The following is a 22,940-nucleotide window of genomic DNA, read 5'->3' as shown; positions in this document are numbered from 1 at the left end:
AAAAGGCAATAGGATAAACGTCATTTTATTTTGACTTAAATGCTTTATTAACCATTTTATTGAAAGGAGTATTATGTTGCGAAAAAAATCAATTAGTTTTGTGTTTTGGACAGCATTAGCTATTTGTACTCTATTTGTTTTATATGGCGCTTTTATGCCGACACAATTAGAAACAGGAACCCAAAACATTACTTCATTTATAGCACAGAATTTTTCTTGGTATTATTTGTTATTGGTTTTACTCATATTTTTTGTTTGTGTATATTTATTGTTTTCAAGATATGCATCGATAACACTTGGTGAAGAAGGTGAAGATCCTGAATTCTCACTGCCTTCTTGGTTCGCCATGTTATTTAGTGCTGGTATGGGTATTGGACTAGTATTTTGGACTACTGCAGAACCAATAAGTCACGCATTTACGTTACCCCCTATACATAAAGCAGGTACTCCATCTGCTATCAATGATGCATTTCAATTTTCGTTCTTTCATTGGGGATTACATGCATGGGCAGTATATGGAATTGTAGCATTAGTCTTTGCATATTTTAGTTTCCATAAAGGCTACCCTGGATTAGTAAGTGCAACCTTAGTTCCTATATTTGGTGAAAAATCAATGAAAGGCGCTATAGGTGGTGCAATTGATGTATTAGCTGTTATCGCCACTGTTACAGGCGTCGCAGCAACTCTCGGATTTGGTGCACTTCAAATAAATGAAGGCCTAAATTTCCTATTTAATGTACCAAACAATTTCGGTACACAGGTAATATTAATTATTATTGCGACTATATTGTTTACGTGGTCTGCTTGGTCAGGTATAGATAAAGGGATTAAAACGCTTAGTAACGTCAATATGCTGTTAGCCTTTATTGTATTAATTGGCTTATTTATTGTTGGCCCAACACTTTATATTCTAAATACATTTACAAATGGTTTAGGTAATTATATCTTTAATTTCTTTAGTATGAGTTTACGTATTCCAATGAATGGAGGAGAAAAATTCCAATGGCTCCAAAACTGGACAATATTCTATTGGGCTTGGTGGGTATCATGGGCACCATTCGTGGGTATCTTTATTGCTAGGGTATCTAGAGGTCGTACAATTAAAGAATTTATACTTGGTGTTCTATTTGTACCTGCACTTGTATGTTTCTTCTTCTTTGCTGTATTTGGATCATCTGCTGTTTATTTACAAGATAAAGGTATTGCTAACATTGCAAAAGAAGCTACTGAAACTGCAACATTTGCTACGTTGGAACATTATCCACTAGGATTTATTCTTAGCATAATTACTCTCGTAGTTATTATGATCTTCTTCGTGACTTCAGCCGATTCAGCAACATACGTATTGGGTATGCTTAGTTCTAAAGGTGACATCAATCCTGCATCATTTGTGAAAGTAAGTTGGGGTATTATTCTAGCATTATTTGCAATGATTATGATTTATACAGGTGGTACACAAGCGATTCAAAACTTATTAATCATTGCCGCTTTACCATTTTCAATAGTTATTATTTTAATGATTTGGTCATTGTTTAAATCATTAAGTATCGATCATCCAAGAACTTCTAATAAGTTTCCAAACATATTACAGTATAAAAGTTCAAAGCAAAAAGAATTGAAAAAATAATAATAAAATATATGTTTTTATTGTGCTAAATTTGGGAATATTCTATCTAGAAAGTAAAACTTTAATAAATATTTATATAATTAAATTAATAGTTTTTCATTAATGTTTTGAAAAATATTTAAAGGGTATTATTTTCTATATAATAATTCAACAATAATTTAGGAGGTGCATACGAGGTGAAAAGGCTAAAAAACTTTATCCTCGGCCTATTAATAGTTGCTATTGTTGGATTCCTATTGTTTATGTACATAAAAGATAGTCGTATATCTAAGTATCAAGACTTCTTCTTACAATTCAATTGGTTCCAGCCACTATTAATTGGTTTAGCTGCTCTACTTATATTGATAGGTTTAATATTAGTATTCAGCATCTTTAAACCAACATATAGAAAACCAGGATTATACAAAGATTATGATGATGGTCATATTTATGTATCTCGTAAAGCAGTTGAAAAATCAGCTTACGATACACTTACTAAATACGATCAAGTAAGACAACCTAATGTTGTAGCGAAGCTTTATAATAAGAAAAGCAAATCTTACATTGATATCAAGGCTGACTTCTTAGTACCAAATGATGTACAAGTTAAGTCACTAACTGAAAGTATTCGTTCAGACATTAAGCATAATGTAGAACATTTTACTGAATTACCAGTGAGAAAACTTGAAGTAAATGTCAGAGATCAAAAAACTGCTGGACAACGTGTTCTGTAAGGGAGGGATAACATGGCTGATAATAATAATCAAAATGGACAAGATGCAAGTCAACAAATCATTGACTTCATTAAATCATATAAATGGCGTATCATTGGTTTCTTTGCATTTTTAATTATAGCAATCTTATTCCTAACTTTAGGGTTTTGGAAAACAATTTTGGTTATCGTTTTATGTTTAATCGGAATTGGTGTTGGGTATATTAAAGACCGTACACAGGATTTCATGAATTTCTTAAATAGATGGAGTTAAATAATTTATTTAAGAACTAAATAATAAAAAAATTCAATTATAAAGGAGAATGTAATATGTCAGCAGATAACAATAACAAAGCTAAACAAGCTTACAATAATCAAACTGGAGTTAATGAAAAAGAAAGAGAAGAACAGCAAAAACAAGCAGAACAATACAGAGAACAAAATGAACAACAACAATTTGAAAACAAATTAACTTTCTCAGATGAAGTTGTAGAAAAAATTGCTGGAATCGCAGCTCGTGAAGTTAAAGGTATCTTAGATATGAAAGGCGGTTTCGCTGATAACTTTACTAATGCATTCTCTAGTGGCAACAATGTAACTACTGGTGTTTCTGTTGAAGTTGGCGAAAAACAAGCAGCAATCGACTTAAAAGTAATCTTAGAATATGGTGAATCAGCACCAAAAATCTTCCGTAAAGTTACTGAATTAGTAAAAGAGCAAGTTAAATATATCACTGGCTTACAAGTTGTAGAAGTTAACATGCAAGTTGATGATGTTATGACTAAAAAAGAATGGCAACAAAAAAACGAAAAAAACAACAATAATAATAACAACAACTCTGAAAGATCAGGATTACAATAATAATAGATTTAACCCTTTAGGTTTATATAGCCTAAAGGGTTTTTTATTTTAGAATTAAGCTTTGATTTCTAATATCGTTTAACCATGTAGTGGATTACTTACTTTAATATAAGTATAGTGATGTGCTTCATCTTCTAAACGCATCGTTGTCACGCATTTATAATCAATGTCTCTATCAAATATAATTTGTTTAATTTCTGAAATGTGGCTTGTATTAATATTCGTTAAGCTATTTAAAATGTTATGAATAATTTCGCTTACGCTATCCCACAGTTTAGATTCAAATTCTTCATCCTCAATGAATTTTGAAACAGTTAATATAAGTTCACCTATGTGATTTTGAACTGTCGAGTAAAAGACTTTATTAAATACTGTTGTTTTAGAATCGGTCAAGATTCTAGATTTTTCGTGAAAATGATTTGTCGTATATCCAGATTCATTTAAAAATTGTTCATCAATACGTAAGCCTTCAAAATCACGAATATAAATAGTATTTAATCGTCCATCAGCGTTAAACGTTGCAATTGAATTTTGTAAATGGGCTTCAAGTGCAATGCCATATTTAGCATATAAAGGAATCACTATGCCTAACAATTGAGAAATGTAATCTGACAACCATTCTTGAGCTGCGATATCAAGATTTGATTTGTCGTAATGATGTTTATAACGTTGAATTAAACTAATAATTGGTGGTTCTTCATTATATTTATAATTAACCACTAAACTTGAAGGAATCATAGGAATACTATCTTTTTCAGTTAGATTGTACACATTGTCCCTAAAGAGCGTTCCTAATTGCTCACTTCGATCTGTTTGAATAGTTTCTTCGTCATTTATATTATAAAAGTGAATACCAGCAAATTCATTTAAAATACCAACTCTATAATGAGTGAAATCTTTATCTTGCTTTAAAATGTCATTTAAGATTTGAGTTACTAAAGGACCATTGTGAGTTGTTTGTTCAGATAAAGTTCTAATTTCACCAGTAATATGTACATTGGTAGATAACTTAATATGTGGCAACGTGCTTGGGAATTTTGGCATTAAAGTTCTAAAAGATAAACCAGCGTAATAAGGTATTTCTATCTTTAGTGGAATCATTAAATTATTATTTATTTCCTCTTCGTATTGACTTAATAATACATTATCTAACTGCCAAGGATGAACAATCATTAAATGATATTCACTCAAATTACTCAAGTTATCACACTCAGTTTTAATTTGGCTATATAGTTCTGGAAATTGCGCTTCTAATTCAGCATTATAAGTAAACGATAAAGATTGTATTCTAGCGACACTTTGGTGAATAAGTACACACTTTAAATGAATTTCTTTATTGTATTCTGAACTATATTTAATATTCTCATTAGCATTAAGGCCTTTACGCAATTTAGCTCCAGGATGAAGCGGATGTCCCTCTATAACTGCCTGCTCTGAACGCAAATAACTATCTTGCTCATTAAGAATTATTTCCAATAAAGGTTCATTTGAATGTTGCATCTCATATGCTTGATATGCAAGTGCTAACGCCATATTTGCAACACTGTTTTCCATATCGTCTTTGAATTGAGAACTTGCCTCATTATCAAGCTCTGGATTTTCCTTTAAGATATCAGCTAATACTTCATTAGGATGAAGTATACGAACACATTGTCTACCATCACTATCACAATAATAAAATGGACCTTCAACATCTACACGGCCAAATGCATGAGTTCCGGAAACTTTTGCGAATAAATATTTATCGCTTTCGGGAAAATGCACGCGCATAATTTGGTGTTCTCCATTTATTGGAAAGTTTTTAATATCACATGACGAGACAAAGGTACTATTTGATTTAGCGTTGACTAAATTTTCTCTGTAAAGGGATGTAATTAAGCGTTGAGAAATTTTATCTCGTGCAACGAGCAATTCATTTTTAATGTAGTTTACTAAATGAGGCATTTCTTGCTTTAAAAACGATAAAGCTCCTAATTCTTCATCAGTTAAATGTAAATCTATATTGTCTATTGAAATTAAATTATCCATATTGCACCTCAAATTCATTTTACAAAAATCTAAATCATTTGTATAATCCATAATATCGATAATGATATTCATTATCAATTATAAAGTTTATTATAAATAAGTAGGTGGAATACTGTGGCGAAATTTTTCTTCTCTAGTTCCTTTTTATTATTTCTAGGGAATTGGATAGGACAAATTGGCTTGAATTGGTATGTACTTACTAGTTATCATAACGCAGTCTATTTGGGATTGGTTAATTGTTGCCGACTCGTACCAATTTTGTTACTAAGTGTCTGGGCTGGCGCTATAGCTGATAAATTTGATAGAGGAAAATTATTGAAATTTACCATTTCATCTTCATTTTTAGTGACAAGCACACTATGTGTTTGTACCTTTTTGTTAGAACAAGTGCCGATTATTATCATCCTTATTTATGCCACACTTCGAGGTATGATCAATGCGACGGAAACACCAATAAGACAAGCTGTATTGCCCGATTTATCTGTACATTTAAATACAAGCCAAGCCGTTTCATATCATTCTTTTATCATAAACATATGTCGCTCAATAGGTCCGGCAATCGCAGGATTGATACTCTCAATTTACCATGCACCGTTTACTTTTCTAGTGCAATCAATGTGTTACTTCATTGCTGTTCTATTGTGTTTACCATTAACTTTCAAGACAGTTGGTGAGACAAATAAAGCTAACAAAGGGTTTTCATTTACGGTTGTGTGGGAATACTTTAAGAATAATATGCAGGCCTCAAAAATATTTATTACGTCATTGATTATCATGGCTACTGGTTTTTCGTATACTGCACTAGTACCAGTATTAGTACATGATCTCTTTCCTGGTCGCTCGGAAATCTTTGGTGTGTCAATGACCTTTTGTGCTGTAGGTGGTATGATTGCAACACTTATACTACCCATAATTTTGAAAAAGTTCACCACTGTGCAAATGTATTATTTAAGTTCTTGTCTATTTGGATTAGCGCTTGTAGGTGTCATTATGCATAACATTATATTTATGTTTATCTGCATGTCACTTGTAGGTTTATTTGGTCAATTAGCTAGAACTTCAAATCGTATATATTTTCAAGAGGATATAGCATCAGAGCATCGAGGAAAAATATTAAGTATCGTCATGATGGATAGAGGGATGATTCCTTTAGGTAGTTTAATATTAACAACATTATCAGAAATAATGGGACCTATTAATACATTTATCACAATGGGAATATTTACTTTTGTAATTGCATTTATTGCATATATAATTCAAAGACCAATTAAATTGGAGGAGTAAAGTATGATTCTAAACGCATGGCAAAATGCGGATACTAATATACAATATCGTATTTTAAATGCTTTAATAAAAGAAGGCATTTGGAAAGAACAAACTATTATTACAACTAAAGATGATCAATTAGATATACAATATCATGGATGTATACTTTCTACTCACTTTAATCATAACAGTGTAATGTCAAGGTATGAATTTGTAGGACCAATTGCATATCAATGTGGTGCTAATATAATGGAAGTACCAACAGTAGAAGCTTTATTAGAAATATTAAGTAATCATTTTGACATTAATATACATCAGCAATTAATAGATGAAATAATACATAGTAGAGATAGTTTTGTTGAAATTTATAAACAATTTTATCAACGTCAACATAATGTGCAATCTAGTATGCAATTTTCTGGTATGCCAACAACTTTAAATTTTTTTGCATGGTTACAACATTTGAGTGACGCGAATGAAATCAATGATTTGTTATACTCAGAAAGCTTAGTATTAGAAGGTCATCCTACACATCCACTTACTAAAACGAAACTGCCATTAACTATGGATGAAGTTAAAATGTATTCACCTGAGTTTGAAAAAGTAATACCGCTAAAAATTATGTTAATCCATAAAGACTGTGCACAAGCTACGTGTATAGATAATGATGAAGATTTCATATTGAAGAAAGTAATACCTGAATATCAAATAAGAATTAGAAAATATGCACAGTTTATTCATATTTCGTTAGAAGACTATTTTGTGATATTAGTACATCCATGGCAATACAACCATACTATCTACGATAAGTTTGCGAATTGGATTGCTAATAAGTTTTTATTAACAACACCATTTGATGTCGATTCGAAAGCAACACTATCATTTAGGACGATGGCACTCATCAATAAGCCATATCATATAAAATTACCTGTCAATGTACAAGCAACGAGTGCTGTCAGAACAGTTTCAAGTGTTACAACGGTAGACGGACCTAAATTAAGTAGCGCTTTACAAAATGTATTAAATCAATATCCACAACTAAATGTTGCAATAGAACCTTATGGTTTATGTGCGAAAACAAATGACGAGGATGCTAGACAGTTAGCATGCATTGTCAGAGAAACACCTTATATTGCAAACATTGGGGTGACTATTGTTACTGGTGCATTGGTTAATCCTAATCCAATTGATCGACATATTACAGTTGATAGTTATATCGAATGGATTAATGGTGAGTTAAATAATAGAGGTATATTAACCTTTATTCAAAATTATAGTCGACAACTTATTACGCCTTTAATCAATTTAATTCAAGAGTATGGCATAGCTTTAGAAGCGCATATGCAAAATACTATAGTTAATTTAGGACCTAATTATCAAATGAATTTTATTGTGCGTGATTTAGGTGGGTCTCGAATTGATTTAAATACACTTACTCATAAACTGAAAAATATCAACGTGTCCAATCAAAGTTTATTGGCAGATTCAATTGAAGAAGTTATTGCGAAATTTCAGCATGCTGTTATTCAGAATCAGTTAGCTGAATTAATTCATCACTTTTCAAAAACGGAATTTGTAACTGAAGAAGAATTGTTCACTCTAGTTCAAAATGAAGTTAAATTAGCAATAAGTGATAATAAACCACATGCTCAAGCTTTAAAAGATGTGCTCTTTGGTTCAAAGATTACTGTTAAGGCATTATTACGCATGCGTATGAGCAATAGAGTGAAAAAATATTTAAATATCGAACTTGATAATCCAATTAGAGATGAGGTGAGATAATTGGCTCAAATCAATATAAACTTATCTAAAATTGAATATAATGCAGATGCACTAAGAGCGTTATTAGAAAATAATGATATACATTTAACCCCAGTAATTAAATGTGTAGCTGGTGATAATCGAATTATCGAAACATTAATTCAATCAGGGTTCACCCATTTTGCAGAATCAAGACTTGAAAATATAAATGAAGATTTCAAGGGGCAATGCGATTATCTTTTACTAAGACCAACATCTAAAAAACATTATACTCAACTGATTAAATCAGTGAAAATGAGTATGCAAACTGAAATTGAGTCAATTAGAGAGATAAATGACATTGCTAAACAGTTAAATCAAAAACATCAAATTATGTTAATGATAGATTGGAAGGATAGACGTGAAGGGGTTATAACTTATGATGTACTAAATTATATTGAAGAAATCATCAAAATGACTCATATTCAACTAATAGGTATTGCATTTAACTTTATGTGTTTCAAGTCTTCGGCTCCAACTGAAGAAGATATATTAAAGATAAATCAATTCGTTGATGCTATTGAATATAATTTAGGGTTTAGATTAAATGTTGTATCAGGTGGAAACTCAAGTATGATACCACAATTAATGTACAATGATTTGGGTAAGATTAATGAGTTACGAATAGGTGAGGCATTATTTAGAGGAATAGATACTACAACAAATCAATCTATACCAATGCTATTTCAAAATGCAATTACAGTAGAAGCGGAAATTTTAGAGGTTAAACCACGTCTATCTGATAATAACCAATGCTACTTACAAGCGATTGTAGATATTGGCTATGTTGACACAGACGTAAATAAAATTAAACCTATTAAGAATGATGTTAGCATTGTTGGTGCATCAAGTGATCATCTAATGATTAATTTAAACAATCAAGATTACTATAAAGTTGGTGATATTATAGAATTTGCTATGGAGTATGAGGCGCTTTCTCAAGTAATGTATCATAACCACATGACAAAACACTATTTTAAGGATAATTATATTCACTCTTTGAATAGTAAAATGGTCAATTCTCCATTATTGATTAATAAAAAATGTTAATCAATTCTTTGTAGTTATTAATAATCATATAAACTTTAATAAATATTAGCCTTTAATTTTGAATTTATTCTGATTAATGGCTTTTTATTTTATCATTTCTAGGTAAAATCCATTAATAATTAAAATTCTAATCTATTTTTATAAAAAAATTAAAAAATACACTAAATCGTATTGACATTGATAATCGTTATCAATAAACTATGTATTGTAAACCTATACATATTAAGGAGTGGAATTCATGAAAGGCTTTAAGTTTGCAGGTATAGTCGCATTATTATTTACATTAGTTTTAGTTACTGCTTGTGGTAATGTTAGCAATAATGGTTCAGGTGATTCAGGTAATAAATCGTCATCGAAAGATTCTATTAAAATTAAACACGAATTAGGCACAACTAAAGTTCCTAAAGATGCTAAACGTGTCGTAGCGTTGGAATTTTCATTTGTAGATGCTTTAGCGGCACTAAATGTTAAACCTGTTGGGGTTGCTGATGACAACAAACCAGATCGTATTATTAAACCATTAAAAGAAAAAATTGGAGATTATAAATCTGTTGGTGCTCGTAAACAACCCAACTTAGAAGAAATCAGTAAATTAAAACCAGATTTAATTATTGCAGATAGTAACAGACACAAAGGTATTTATAAAGAATTAAGTAAAATTGCTCCAACAATTGAATTAAAAAGTTTTGATGGAGATTATAATGATAATATAGAAGCTTTTAAAACAATTGCCAAAGCTTTAAATAAAGAAGATGAAGGTAAGAAACGTTTAGAAGAGCATAAAGAAAAACTTGCAAAATATAAAGATGAAATTCAATTTGATAAAAAAGAAAAAGTATTACCAGCTGTAGCGTCTAAATCTGGATTATTAGCTCATCCAAGTGAATCTTATGTAGGTCAATTCTTAAGTCAACTTGGCTTTAAAGAAGCATTAAATAAAGACGTCACTAAAGGGTTAAGCAAATATTTACAAGGACCTTATTTACAACTTAATGCAGAAACGTTAAAAGACGTTAATCCTGAACGTATGTTTATAATGACTGATGGAGCAAGTCCTAAAGAACCATCATATCAAGAAATGAAAAAAGATCCGGTTTGGGACACATTAGATGCGGTTAAACATAATCGTGTAAGTATCGTTAGTCGTGATACTTGGGCAAGAGCTCGAGGGTTAGTATCTTCTGAAGAAATGGCTAAAGAACTTGTAGAAATTTCAAAAAAAGATAAAGAAAAGTAAGGTGGCAAAAAATGACTATTAGATCTACTGATAGTCAATCTGCTTTAGACAAAGCAAATAAGAGACGCACTGCACTCACATTTATTGTGAGTGGGTGCTTTCTTTTTATTTTTGCTTATTTTAATTTAGCGATTGGCTCGTCTGAAATTCATGCTAAACATATTTTTGAATACTTTTTTACATCTATAAATAATAAACAAACATTTCTAATTCATAATGTAAGAATGCCAAGAATGATTGGTGGGTTATTAATTGGCGGTGCGTTAGCCTTAGCTGGCCTCTTAATGCAAGCGATTACTAGGAATCCATTAGCGTCTCCACAAATATTTGGTGTTAATTCCGGTGCATCATTTGTAATAGTATTAGTGACGATATTAATACCTTCACTAGGTAACCATGCAACATATTTAGCCTTCTTAGGGGCATTTATTGGCGGTCTAACTGTATATATACTATCTGGTTCAACGAAAAAAATAACGCCAATTAAATTAGCTCTTGCTGGAATGGCAATTCATTTATTTTTCAGTAGTTTAACGCAAGGTATCATAATACTAAATGAAGATTCTAATACTACTGTTATGTTTTGGTTGGTAGGATCTCTTAATGGATTGAAATGGACTGCAGTATTGTCGGTTATGCCTTGGTTAATATTATCACTTATTTTAACTATGTTATTGGGACGTCAATTAACCATTATGGAATTAGGGGACGACATAGCAAAAGGATTGGGACAAAAGACACAATTGATTAGAATTGTAATAGGTATACTTGTAATTGTATTAGCAGGTGTATCTGTTTCAATAGCTGGACCGATTGGATTCATTGGTTTAATCGTCCCTCATATAGTTAAACGTTATATAAGTAAAGATTACTTCTTAATGGTGCCTTTAACTTTTTTGATAGGTGCCGATTTATTATTACTATCAGATATGTTAAGTAGACTTATTACATTTCCTTACGAATCTCCAGTTGGTATTGTCACTTCATTTGTTGGGGCAATTTACTTCCTATTAATAACTTTAAAAGGGGTGAAACGAATATGACAAAACGACAATTATCTATTCGTTACACTGTTGTAATCATCTGCTTAATTGTAAGCATATTTGTAAGTTTATGTGTTGGTTCAACAATGTACAGTCCTTTGAAAGCAATTCATGGAATTCTAAAATTTGATGATTTTATATTAAACGAGTACCGAATTCCAAGAACGTTACTAGGTTTAGTTGTAGGAAGTAGTTTGGCCATTTCTGGAGCGGTGATTCAAGGGGTAGTTAGAAACCCACTAGCATCTCCTGATGTTATAGGTATAACTAAAGGCGCAAGTTTGGCAGCTATTATAGTAATTATGCTATTTCCTTCAGCACCGCTATTAGTACTACCTATTGGTTCGTTCATAGGTGCATTATTTATTAGTTTGATTTTGTCATTTTTAATTGCTAAATATAATATTAAAGGCTCAACTTTAGCTTTAATTGGGTTAGCTATCGGTGCTATATGTACCGCTGTAGTTCAATTTTTACTTATTAGAAACCCTATGGATGCAAATAATGCGTTAGTTTGGTTGACAGGGAGTTTATATGGTCATACTATTGAAAATTTCTATTCAATCATACCCTGGTTTGTTATAACTTTACCACTCGTATTATGTTTAAGTTATCAATTAGATATTTTAAATTTAGGAGAAAATATTGCTACGGCGCTTGGTGCAAGAGTACAAAGACTCAAAATGATCTTACTTATTTTGTCGGTTATGCTGGCTGGTGCCTCAATTTCAGTAGTAGGCGGTATAAGTTTTCTAGGCCTAATTGCACCACATATCGCTAGATCTATTGTAGGTCAGCGTTACTTCCATGTTGTAATTATGTCTGGTTGTATAGGTTCAATTTTAATCTTGTTCAGTGATGGGTTAGCGAGAGGAATTCATCCACCATTAGATATACCTGTGGGTGTAATAATTGCTATCATTGGGGTGCCATATTTCTTATTTTTATTAAGACGAATTTAATGAAATTTAAGAGCTAATTATTCTCATATTTATGATGAAAATTAGCTCTTTTTATATTGCATATCAATTAAAAATGATATATAGTATTTAACATACTATTTATAAAAATGCATATATTCTTATATTTATATAAAAGTTCGCTGTTTTACTTAATATATTTACATAATCAATGAATATAAAAGCATCAATAATGAGAAAGAAAGAGGTTATTAGTGGTGGAAGGTTACTCAAAGCAACAGATTGCCAAAGGTAGAGCGAAATTCATAACTATGTCTATTATTGGAATTATACTTTTCTTAATTCCAGTACCAGTTATACAAGATGGTGAGAAACAAACTACATTACCTGTAGCCTTTTTAGCAAATTGGCTAAAAGGTCTACTTGGTGATGCAATGCCAATTATTATAATTTTAATTATTACATTGTCTGCAATATTAACAGTACTATATTCGACAATTTTTAAAAATAAAGTTAAACCAGGCGGATTATTAGATAGTGCATTTAAAGTTGGTCCAGTCTGGATGACATTAAGATTATTAGCCGTCGTCTTTGTATGGATGACCTATTTTAAACTTGGTTCAAAGGTTATTTATTCAGAGGATACTGGTGGTTTAGTGTTTTATGATCTTTTACCTACATTGGTTGCAGTATTTTTATTTGCTGCACTATTCTTACCTTTTTTAATGGAATATGGTTTATTAGAATTTTTAGGCCCCTTATTTAGACCAATTATGAGACCATTATTCACATTACCAGGGCGATCTACAGTAGATAATTTAGCTTCGTTTATTGGTGATGGAACTGTAGGTGTCCTAATAACAAGTCGTCAGTATGAAAGAGGCATATACTCTAGAAGGGAATCCATAGTGATTTCTACTACGTTTAGTGTCGTTTCAATTACTTTTGCTATCGTTATTGCAGAAACTGTGGGATTACAACATAAATTTTTTGCGTTTTATTTAACTGTAATTATTTCATGTTTTGTTGCTGCAATGATCATGCCACGTATTTGGCCATTAAACAAAATACCTGATGAATTTACTAAAGAAGTTTCTGAGAATACTAGATTAGAAAAACTACCTGAAGGTAAAACGGCACTGGGACATGGTTTTGAAGAGGCAACTATTGTTGGATTGAAAGCACCAGGGTTTAAAGAGTTTTGGAAATCCGGTTTAAAAACTGTAATAGATATGTGGTTTGTTATCCTTCCAGTCGTTATGAGCATCGGAACGCTTGCGACTATGATAGCTAATTATACGCCAGTATTTGCAATTATTGGTCAACCTTTTATTCCAATTCTTGAATTATTGCAAATACCAGAAGCGGCTAAAGCCTCTGAAACATTATTGATTGGTTTTGCAGATATGTTCTTACCTTCTATATTAATTGCTAATGCGCACAGTGAGATTACAAGATTTGTAATTGGTGCCTTAAGTATTTCTCAATTAATATATTTATCAGAAGTTGGTGGTGTAATATTAGGTTCTAAAATACCAGTAAGTTTAGGTAAATTATTTATGATTTTCCTAATTAGAACTGCAATCACTTTACCAATTATAGCGTTAATGGCTCATTTATTATTATAAAATAGTAAAGGCAATGAAGTTAGAGGTTAGAAATGTTGAAATAAACAATTCCTATCTATACTTCATTGCCTTTTTTTAATTTAATGTAGATAACACCGTAGCTTTAACAATTTCACTGCTAATCACCGGTGAAGATTCAGACGATGTTTTGTCTCTGTTTTGATGTGCTTCTTTAAATGCATCGCTTTTAGTCCAAGCTTCAAAGTCTTTTTCAGTCTCCCACCATGTATTTACATACATGTCTTCACTTTCATGATCTCGTACTACTTTCCAAACTTCAATTTTATGAAAACCTTGCAATGTTTCAATTTTTCCACCTTTAGTGAATCTTGGCGCCATTTTTTCTGCAAATCCTTTTTTTACGGTAATTCTATTTGTAACAACAAACATAATTTTAACCTCCCTATCTAAGTGTAGTTTAATTAATATTGAGAAAAATACAAAGTAATACAGTATTTATTATTTTAGATTAAAAAACTGTCAACTACATAGCGGAAGTTGACAGTTTTTTTATAACTTTGCGAATGAAAAATGTATATTGTTATTATTTAGTTAATTCGTTATAAACCTTTTGGTCGTTGTGCGTATAAATAATGTATTCATGATCATCTGTATCAATAAGCACTCTATTAGTTTTACCAAAGGTAGAACCGATACGTGAAATATTTTTAGAATCTAAATCTGGAACGGCATGAATTTCTTGGTCTTGTGAAATATTTTTAATTTCACTAGTAGGGATTTTGATATCAGCTACTCTCCATTGAATTCTAACTTCATTATTATCTTTCTTAACAGTCATTGCCATTAAAGAACACATCCTTTATGTTATTTATGTCTATATCATATATCATTGTGTAATCGTTTTCAAGTAATAATGATATACTTTTTAAATTTTGTGATACACTATTTAGCTAACACCGAAAATATGTTCGTATTTTAGAGTGATTTATGTTAAAATGTTCTCTATAAAGGAGAAGGTTTATGACAGGCAAAACTCACGTATCTGCTGGGTTACTAGTAGGTGTATTAACAACCGAACACTTTCAAACAGATTTGTTCTCAACTGTTACAGTAATATGTTTATCTATAGTTTCAAGTTTATTACCAGACATTTGTCACACTGGTAGTAAAATTGGTAGAAAATTAAAATTGCTTAGTTTAATTATTAGGCTGTTATTCGGTCATAGGACATTCACTCACTCTTTGTTATTTATAGGTATCATTATATTTCTCCTTAATTTGATTCAAACTCCTACTTACTATTTGGTTTCTATTATCGGTGGTATGGCCTCTCATGTTATACTAGATATGTTAACGCCAAGGGGAGTAAAGTTACTTTATCCTATTCCTCTTACTATTAAGTTCCCGTTTACCTTTAAAACTGGTGGCTTAGTCGATGTATCACTGGCTACTGCATTAAGTATTGGTGCATTATACATATTATTTCAAACCTCTATTAGTCATTTATTAAAATATATAAGTCAGTCCATTTTAGGGTAACTATCAAATAATGAGAGTATGAATACATATTGAATTAATTACAAGGAGAGTTAAAATGTTAGATCAAAATCAATTAAAGAAATATAATCAAGAACATTTGAGTGAATATGAAAAGTTAATGAGCAGTAATGAAAAAGAAAAATTAGAATCGAGAGTGAATGAATTAAATTTAGAAAGTATTCAACAATTATTTCAAGATTTATATGTTAACCGTCAATCAATTTCTGATGTGTCATCTGTTTCAGAAGTAAAATATCTACGCAAGACTGAATTGACTAATCAAGAAAGTGCTAAATATGAACAAAAAGGCATAGAAGCAATACGAAACGGTGAATTTGCAGTTTTATTAATGGCTGGTGGTCAAGGGACGCGTTTAGGTTATAAAGGGCCAAAAGGTTCATTTGAAATAAAAGGAGTTAGTTTGTTTGAATTACAAGCACGACAATTACTTAAACTTAAAAAGGAAACTGGTCATTTAATCAATTGGTATATCATGACTAGTGATATCAATCATGAAGAAACGTTATCGTACTTTGAACAACATGATTATTTTGGTTATAAACCTGATAATGTACATTTCTTTAAACAAGAAAACATGGTCGCATTAAGTGAAACTGGGCAATTGGTACTTAATGAACAGGGATATATAATGGAGACGCCAAACGGAAATGGTGGTGTATTTAAATCATTAGAAAAAAATGGTTACTTAGATAAAATGGCATCTGATGGTGTGAAATTTATTTTCTTAAATAACATTGATAACGTATTAGTTAAAGTATTAGATCCATTATTTGCTGGGTTTACAGTGGTAAATGATTGTGATGTAACTTCTAAATCAATTCAACCTAAAGATGGTGAAAGTGTCGGACGATTAGTAAACCAAAATAGTAAGGACACGGTTCTTGAGTATTCTGAATTGGATGAAGCGGTCGCTAATACGTTTGATAATGCAAACATTGGAATTCATGCCTTTAAAGTTGCATTTATTAAACAAGCAGTAAATAATGATTTACCATATCACTTAGCAGTGAAAAAATTAAAGCAATTAGATGAAGATTTTGGAGTTGTTGAAAAACCAACATTAAAATTTGAATTGTTTTACTTTGATATTTTTAGATATGCAACAAGTTTTGTAACGTTGCAAGTTAATAGAGAAGATGAATTTTCGCCACTTAAAAATAAAGAAGGTAAAGATAGTGTTGAAACTGCTACGTCAGATTTAGAACGTTTGAATTTAATTTAAAAGGTGGTGGGGCCAGATGTCTAACTCAACTAAGAATGCAAAAGGTACTGTTGTCGAATCATTTAAAGACATCATTCCTCTATCTTTCGGTGAAGAAATTGGTAACTCAGTTTCACATGGTGTAGCTGCGTTACTTACACTTCTTTTACTACCATATGCCGCAGTTCATAGTTATATAGCACATGGAACGTTAAGCTCAGTTAGTATTTCTATATTTGTAATTAGTATTTTTATGATGTTTATCTCTTCAACTATTTATCATGCAATGAAAAATAATACTGCTCACAAATATATTTTAAGAATTATTGATCATAGTATGATTTATGTTGCTATTTCAGGAACTTATACGCCAGTTTTATTAACTGTAGTAGGAGGATGGATTGGTTGGTTTGTATTCATATTACTTTGGGGTACTACAATTTGGGGAATTTTGTATAAGTCCATTTCTGTTAATGTGAATCCTAAATTAAGTTTGATTGTCTATTTAGTAATGGGATGGGTTGGTATTATTTTTCTACCTATTATCATTATGCGTACATCTTGGTTATTTATCTTATTCATTGTACTAGGAGGCTTATCTTACACTATTGGTGCTTGGTTTTATGCCCAAAAAAACCGTCCATACTTTCATATGATTTGGCATATTTTTATCGTAATCGCTTCAATGTTTCATTTAATAGCAATACTTTATTTTATATAGAGAATTCAAAATAAGGTTGATGATTTTATCGGTCATCAGTCTTATTTTTTATTTAAAGTAATCATTCTATTGCATATAAAATAAAATGTTGATTATCCTATTAAAGAATCTGAAATTTATTTAGGAGGAATAATGTTCATGAACTTTAAATCAATAGGTATCGTCGTAACTTTAGTTTTAACTATGTTTATGGCTGCAATAGAAAGCTCAATTATCTCATTAGCGATGCCCACTATAAGAACTGATTTAAACGCTGGTGCATCTATATCATTAGTATTTACTGTTTATTTCATAGCGCTTGTAGTTGCGAATCCTATTGTTGGTGAATTATTAACAAGATTTAAAATATTATATATTGCAATGGTAGGCGTGTTTTTATTTGGTATTGGTAGTTTAATGTCAGGAATGAGTAGCACATTTATAATGCTTATTATCTCTAGAATCGTTCAAGGATTGGGAGCAGGAGTTATGATGTCGCTGACTCAAATTGTTCCAAAATTAGCATTTGAAATACCATTTAGATACAAAATTATGGGAATAGTAGGAAGTGTCTGGGGAATTTCAAGTATTATTGGACCGTTATTAGGTGGGGCAATTTTAGAGTTTGCAACATGGCATTGGTTATTTTTTATAAACATTCCAATAGCAGTTATTGCAATTATACTTGCATTTATTACTTTTCATTTTCCAGATGAATCAGAAGTTAAATCCTCAAGCTTCGATGTTAAGGGACTTTCTTTCTTTTACATATTTATAGGATTATTTATGTTTGGTTTATTGTATAAGTCATCAGTAGTATTAAATATTATTTCATTGATGTTAGCTTTCATTTTTATCCTTATTTTATTTAAATTTGAGAGTAAAATAAAAAATCCATTTATCCCAATTTCAGAGTTTAATCGTTCAGTTTCACTAGTGTTTGTAACAGATTTATTAATAGCTATGTCTTTAATGGGATACAATTTATACATTCCAATCTACTTACAAGATCACTTACATCTTTCACCACTTCAAAGTGGTTTGGTTATATTCCCACTGTCAGTAGCTTGGTTAGTTTTAAATTTTAACTTAGCAAAGGTAGAAGAGAACTTAACTCGAAAAGCATTATATATTAGTGCTTTTACATTATTATTGATTAGCAGTATCATACTCATGTTTGGTCTCAAAGTACCATTATTAATAGCAGCAACAGTAATTCTTGCTGGCTTAAGTTTTGGATTTGTTTATACAAAGGACAGTGTCATCGTTCAAGAAGAAACAGATCCTAGACATATGAAGAAAATGATGTCTTTCTATGCTTTAACTAAAAATTTAGGTTCATCAATAGGTTCAACTGTAATGGGATATTTCTATGCTATGTCAGTTGGAATCATGGATGGGCATTTTTACAATATATTATTTGCAGTTTCATTAGTCGCTATTCTTCTCATTATTATGTGGTCAACGCTTAATAGATCCGATGTATAGAGTGTTTAATCATTCAAATGAAATATAATTGAAGAATAATAAAGTTTTAGACTAACGTACTTTAAATTTTATATCGTGATTTATTAATGATAAAATGACCGTGTATAAAAAGGAGGACAGAAAGGTGAAATTTTTAAAAAACAATTATAAAAATATTTTATCAACTTTACTTGTCCTCACTATCTTTATCATTTCAGGTGCTATTTTTTTAATGTTTTTAGGATTTGGTTTATTTGGATTAAGTCGAATTCTAATTTTTTTTAAGCTAGGTTATTTTACCTACAATAAAAATTTAGTAGATAATTTAGTTTATTATGGTAGCTATATTGTTTTTGGTTACTTCATTTTATTTGCCATTGAACATTTAATGGATTATTTTAGAAAACAATTGCCCAATAATCCATATTTTGATGGCAGTTTGTACCACTTGATTTCATACGTTGTTACTACGATACTCTTCTATTTTATTATTCACATACATTACGTTTATATCGAGATTGATTTTTGGGTTATTTCAGTCATCATAGGATTGTTATATATATTTAAAATTATATTTTATCCAGATAGTGAGAACCTTAATAATAAGAAATAGGAAGCATTTAGTTTGCTTGGCATACTAAAGTTTGGTTGAATATAAAAATATGTATGAAATAAAAGGAGTTTTTATATGGCGAATATAGAAGTATCCACAAAAAAACGGAACCTCATCGTAGCGGTAATGCTATTAAGTGCATTTATCGCTATTTTAAATCAAACTTTACTAAATACGGCTTTGCCACACATTATGAGAGAATTAAATACATCTGAAAATACTGCTCAATGGTTAGTAACGGGCTTTATGCTTGTTAATGGGACTATGATTCCTTTAACTGCCTATTTGATGGATCGAATAAAAACAAAACCATTATATTTAGTTTCAATGGGAATTTTCTTAGTCGGTTCAATTGTAGCTGCCATTGCACCTAGCTTTGGTGTCCTAATGTTTGCCAGAGTGATACAAGCTATTGGTGCCGGAATTATTATGCCACTCATGCAGTTCACATTGTTTACTTTATTTTCAAAAGAGAAACGTGGATTTGCAATGGGATTGGCTGGTTTGGTCATACAATTTGCTCCAGCAATAGGTCCTACGTTTTCTGGGTTAATTATTGATAATACAAGTTGGAGAGTGCCTTTCATTATAGTTGTAGGCATTGCGCTCGTAGGATATATATTTGGTGCTATCACGCTATCTAGTTATAACGAAACTAAAAAGACAGCATTAGATAAAAGATCAGTTGTTTATTCAACGTTAGGATTCGGATTAATGCTTTATGCGTTCAGTAGCGCAGGTAATTTGGGCTTCACTAATCCAATTGTTATAATCTCGGCCATTATTGGTATTCTAATAGTTATCACATTTATTAGAAGACAGTTAAGTATCACTAATCCTTTGTTAAACCTCAGAGTTTTTAAAAGTAAAATATTCACTTTCAGTACAATAACCTCAATGATTGTAATGATGTCAATGGTAGGTCCAGCCCTCTTAATTCCTTTATTTGTTCAAAATGGACTTGGGTTGAGCGCATTTATGTCTGGATTGGTCATTATGCCCGGAGCAATTTTAAACGGTATAATGTCTGTTTATACAGGTAAAATATATGATAAGTATGGGCCTAGACTTTTAATTTTAATTGGTTTCATTATTCTTATCGCAACAACGGCATCTTTAAGTTTCTTGAAATATGATTCATCATACACTATGTTAGTTGTTGTTTATGCTATAAGAATGTTTGCAGTTTCATTATTAATGATGCCTATCAATACTGCAGGCATCAATGCACTTAGAAATGAAGATATATCACATGGTACTGCCATCATGAACTTCGGTCGTGTTATGGCCGGCTCTCTAGGAACAGCTTTAATGGTCACTTTCATGAGTATTGGTGCAAAAATACTAATCACTGGTTCTTCAGCAAGTTCGAACCATGAAATATTACAAAGACAGAGTGTTGCAGCTGGTGTAGATTTATCGTTTGCAATAGTAACTGGTCTTGTAATTATTGGTTTTATTTTCTCTTTATTCATCAAAGAGGAAAGACATTATAATAAAAATTCAAAAAATACACGGGATATGTAATTCTCATATTGATAGAAGTTAGCCAACAAATAGTGAGCTAACTTCTTTTTTTATACATTTAAAAAATATATACTAATTTAGAAAGTCAATACATATTAATATTTGATATTATAGAGGTATAAAGAATAATAAGGGGGATTTTCATTGTTAACGGTAGATCAAGTGAAAGAAATAGTTGGAGCATTAAAAGATCCAATTATAGATGTACCACTTAAAGAGACAGACGGTATTGTAGAAGTAACTATTAAAGAAGAAATAGAGCATGTTAGTGTCAAAGTGGCAATGGCACAATTAGGCGGACAACCGCAATTAGATTTACAAATGGCAATAGTTAAAGCGCTTAAAGATAATGGTGCTAATACTGTTGGCATAAGATTTGAAGAATTACCTTCCGAAACGGTTGAGCAATATACTGGTAAGAAAGAAGAACAACCTAAGACCATTGAAGGGCTTTTATCTAAAGACAATCCTGTAGAATTTATAGCGATCGCTTCAGGAAAAGGCGGTGTAGGTAAATCTACAGTAGCAGTAAATTTAGCAGTAGCCTTAGCCCGCGAAGGTAAACGTGTTGGATTAGTTGATGCGGATATTTATGGTTTTAGTGTTCCAGATATGATGGGTATTGATGAGAAACCAGGAGTTCAAGGAAAAGAGATTATTCCAGTAGAACGTCATGGAGTGAAAGTTATATCAATGGCCTTTTTTGTAGAAGAGAATGAACCAGTAATATGGCGTGGACCTATGTTAGGGAAAATGTTAACCAATTTCTTTGTAGAAGTGAAATGGGGAGAACTTGATTACTTACTATTAGACTTACCTCCAGGAACAGGGGATGTAGCTTTAGATGTACATTCAATGCTACCAAGTAGTAAAGAGATAATTGTAACGACACCGCATCCTACTGCAGCATTTGTTGCGGCTAGAGCAGGGGCAATGGCAAAACATACCGAGCACTCTATTCTCGGTGTTATCGAAAATATGAGTTATTTTGAAAGTAAAGAAACAGGTAATAAAGAATATGTCTTTGGTAAAGGCGGAGGACGTAAACTAGCAGATGAATTAAATACTCAGTTATTAGGAGAACTACCATTAGAACAACCTACTTGGAATCCTAAAGATTTCTCACCCTCTATTTATCAAGCAGATGATCGTTTAGGAAAAATCTACACATCTATCGCCCAAAAAGTGATAGCATCTACAATTAAAAAATAAAGAAAGATTTAGTGTAAAATCGACGCATGGAATTTTAAATTCCATGCTTTTTTTCTATTGCAAAATATCTTGAATCTGATACAATGTTTTCTTATGGGTAACACATCCAACCGAACCATATTTTATTTAAAATTTAGTTCAAAAAAGTGTTGACGTAATACTTTTATCTTGATATTATATAAAAGTCGTCAAAAACGGATGTTAATTCTTTATAAAGTTTGTTTCGATGGTGTAAAAGTTACCATTGCAAAACAAATTGAGATGACTTAAAATATTAAAAGTAATCAACAAAAGTTATTGACTTTGTTAAATGAAAGTTATATGATTAAGAAGTTGGTTTTTTAAAAAATGAACATTGAAAACTGAATGACAATATGTCAACGTTAATTCCAAAATAGTAACTTAAATGTTACAAACACTATTTAGTATTATGAGCTAATCAAACATCATAAATTTTTATGGAGAGTTTGATCCTGGCTCAGGATGAACGCTGGCGGCGTGCCTAATACATGCAAGTCGAGCGAACAGATAAGGAGCTTGCTCCTTTG

At 31.1% G+C, this 22,940-nt stretch carries 21 protein-coding genes and 1 rRNA gene; 19 read left to right on the top strand and 3 right to left on the bottom strand.

Annotation, left to right across the window (positions count from 1 at the left end):
- Positions 1 to 76 precede the first annotated feature (76 nt).
- The 4 genes from BDW31_RS02985 (at position 77) to BDW31_RS02970 (ending at position 3,179) form a co-directional block, all read left to right on the top strand.
- Positions 77 to 1,627, top strand: a complete 1,551-nt coding sequence (locus BDW31_RS02985) for a BCCT family transporter (protein ID WP_053025017.1) — start codon at positions 77 to 79, stop codon at positions 1,625 to 1,627.
- Positions 1,628 to 1,803: 176 nt separating this feature from the next.
- Positions 1,804 to 2,340 (top strand): alkaline shock response membrane anchor protein AmaP, encoded by a 537-nt coding sequence (amaP, locus tag BDW31_RS02980; protein WP_037536063.1) that lies wholly within the window; start codon positions 1,804 to 1,806, stop codon positions 2,338 to 2,340.
- Positions 2,341 to 2,352: 12 nt separating this feature from the next.
- Positions 2,353 to 2,592 (top strand): DUF2273 domain-containing protein, encoded by a 240-nt coding sequence (locus BDW31_RS02975; protein ID WP_011275167.1) that lies wholly within the window; start codon positions 2,353 to 2,355, stop codon positions 2,590 to 2,592.
- Positions 2,593 to 2,648: 56 nt separating this feature from the next.
- Positions 2,649 to 3,179, top strand: coding sequence for an Asp23/Gls24 family envelope stress response protein (locus tag BDW31_RS02970; RefSeq protein ID WP_053025018.1), 531 nt, complete (start codon positions 2,649 to 2,651; stop codon positions 3,177 to 3,179).
- 78 nt (positions 3,180 to 3,257) lie between these two features.
- Here the strand turns inward: BDW31_RS02970 and BDW31_RS02965 are convergent, their stop codons facing one another.
- Positions 3,258 to 5,207 carry an IucA/IucC family protein gene (locus BDW31_RS02965; protein ID WP_053025019.1) on the bottom strand — a complete coding sequence of 650 codons (1,950 nt, stop codon included), beginning with the start codon at positions 5,205 to 5,207 and terminating at the stop codon, positions 3,258 to 3,260.
- Between the two features lie 114 nt (positions 5,208 to 5,321).
- Here BDW31_RS02965 and BDW31_RS02960 point away from each other — a divergent pair, with 114 nt between their 5' ends.
- From BDW31_RS02960 to BDW31_RS02930, 7 genes are all read left to right on the top strand, one after another.
- The gene (locus BDW31_RS02960; RefSeq protein ID WP_053025020.1) at positions 5,322 to 6,491 is read left to right on the top strand and encodes an MFS transporter; all 1,170 of its coding nucleotides are present in this window, start codon (positions 5,322 to 5,324) and stop codon (positions 6,489 to 6,491) included.
- 3 nt (positions 6,492 to 6,494) lie between these two features.
- Positions 6,495 to 8,255: an IucA/IucC family protein gene (locus BDW31_RS02955; protein ID WP_053025021.1), complete on the top strand. Its 1,761-nt coding sequence runs from the start codon at positions 6,495 to 6,497 to the stop codon at positions 8,253 to 8,255.
- On the top strand, positions 8,256 to 9,323 hold the full coding sequence (locus BDW31_RS02950; RefSeq protein ID WP_110709135.1) for an alanine/ornithine racemase family PLP-dependent enzyme: 1,068 nt from the start codon (positions 8,256 to 8,258) through the stop codon (positions 9,321 to 9,323).
- A gap of 238 nt (positions 9,324 to 9,561) precedes the next feature.
- A complete protein-coding gene (locus tag BDW31_RS02945) occupies positions 9,562 to 10,560 on the top strand; it encodes an ABC transporter substrate-binding protein (protein WP_110709133.1) in 999 nt (332 codons plus the stop codon).
- Positions 10,561 to 10,571: 11 nt separating this feature from the next.
- Complete coding sequence (locus tag BDW31_RS02940; RefSeq protein WP_110709131.1) at positions 10,572 to 11,603, top strand: FecCD family ABC transporter permease; 1,032 nt, start codon at positions 10,572 to 10,574, stop codon at positions 11,601 to 11,603.
- Entirely contained in the window at positions 11,600 to 12,565 is a 966-nt protein-coding gene (locus BDW31_RS02935; RefSeq protein WP_037549677.1) for a FecCD family ABC transporter permease, read from the top strand. Before BDW31_RS02940 ends, BDW31_RS02935 begins: the two co-directional genes overlap by 4 nt.
- Before the next feature lie 269 nt (positions 12,566 to 12,834).
- The gene (locus BDW31_RS02930) at positions 12,835 to 14,151 is read left to right on the top strand and encodes a YjiH family protein (RefSeq protein ID WP_276312343.1); all 1,317 of its coding nucleotides are present in this window, start codon (positions 12,835 to 12,837) and stop codon (positions 14,149 to 14,151) included.
- 75 nt (positions 14,152 to 14,226) lie between these two features.
- On the opposite strand, the gene BDW31_RS02925 is transcribed toward BDW31_RS02930, so the two are convergent.
- A complete protein-coding gene (locus BDW31_RS02925) occupies positions 14,227 to 14,541 on the bottom strand; it encodes a heme oxygenase (protein WP_053025024.1) in 315 nt (104 codons plus the stop codon).
- Positions 14,542 to 14,695: 154 nt separating this feature from the next.
- On the bottom strand, positions 14,696 to 14,956 hold the full coding sequence (locus tag BDW31_RS02920) for a SunI/YnzG family protein (RefSeq protein WP_037549668.1): 261 nt from the start codon (positions 14,954 to 14,956) through the stop codon (positions 14,696 to 14,698).
- 176 nt (positions 14,957 to 15,132) lie between these two features.
- Here BDW31_RS02920 and BDW31_RS02915 point away from each other — a divergent pair, with 176 nt between their 5' ends.
- The 8 genes from BDW31_RS02915 to BDW31_RS02880 form a co-directional block, all read left to right on the top strand.
- Positions 15,133 to 15,651, top strand: coding sequence for a metal-dependent hydrolase (locus tag BDW31_RS02915; RefSeq protein ID WP_053025026.1), 519 nt, complete (start codon positions 15,133 to 15,135; stop codon positions 15,649 to 15,651).
- Positions 15,652 to 15,706: 55 nt separating this feature from the next.
- A complete protein-coding gene (locus BDW31_RS02910) occupies positions 15,707 to 16,894 on the top strand; it encodes a UTP--glucose-1-phosphate uridylyltransferase (protein WP_037549662.1) in 1,188 nt (395 codons plus the stop codon).
- Positions 16,895 to 16,910: 16 nt separating this feature from the next.
- Complete coding sequence (trhA, locus tag BDW31_RS02905; protein ID WP_037549659.1) at positions 16,911 to 17,594, top strand: PAQR family membrane homeostasis protein TrhA; 684 nt, start codon at positions 16,911 to 16,913, stop codon at positions 17,592 to 17,594.
- A 138-nt stretch (positions 17,595 to 17,732) separates the two neighbouring features.
- Positions 17,733 to 19,061 carry a multidrug efflux MFS transporter SdrM gene (gene sdrM, locus BDW31_RS02900; RefSeq protein WP_053025027.1) on the top strand — a complete coding sequence of 443 codons (1,329 nt, stop codon included), beginning with the start codon at positions 17,733 to 17,735 and terminating at the stop codon, positions 19,059 to 19,061.
- 124 nt (positions 19,062 to 19,185) lie between these two features.
- Positions 19,186 to 19,653 carry a SepA family multidrug efflux transporter gene (locus tag BDW31_RS02895; RefSeq protein ID WP_053025028.1) on the top strand — a complete coding sequence of 156 codons (468 nt, stop codon included), beginning with the start codon at positions 19,186 to 19,188 and terminating at the stop codon, positions 19,651 to 19,653.
- A gap of 75 nt (positions 19,654 to 19,728) precedes the next feature.
- Complete coding sequence (locus BDW31_RS02890) at positions 19,729 to 21,180, top strand: MDR family MFS transporter (protein WP_053025029.1); 1,452 nt, start codon at positions 19,729 to 19,731, stop codon at positions 21,178 to 21,180.
- A 144-nt stretch (positions 21,181 to 21,324) separates the two neighbouring features.
- The gene (locus tag BDW31_RS02885; protein ID WP_053025030.1) at positions 21,325 to 22,392 is read left to right on the top strand and encodes a P-loop NTPase; all 1,068 of its coding nucleotides are present in this window, start codon (positions 21,325 to 21,327) and stop codon (positions 22,390 to 22,392) included.
- A 455-nt stretch (positions 22,393 to 22,847) separates the two neighbouring features.
- A 16S ribosomal RNA gene (locus BDW31_RS02880) occupies positions 22,848 to 22,940 on the top strand; the annotation flags it as partial.

Source organism: Staphylococcus sp. AtHG25 (assembly GCF_003217445.1).
GTDB lineage: Bacteria > Bacillota > Bacilli > Staphylococcales > Staphylococcaceae > Staphylococcus > Staphylococcus haemolyticus.
This window is presented reverse-complemented; position numbering and strand designations above follow the sequence as displayed.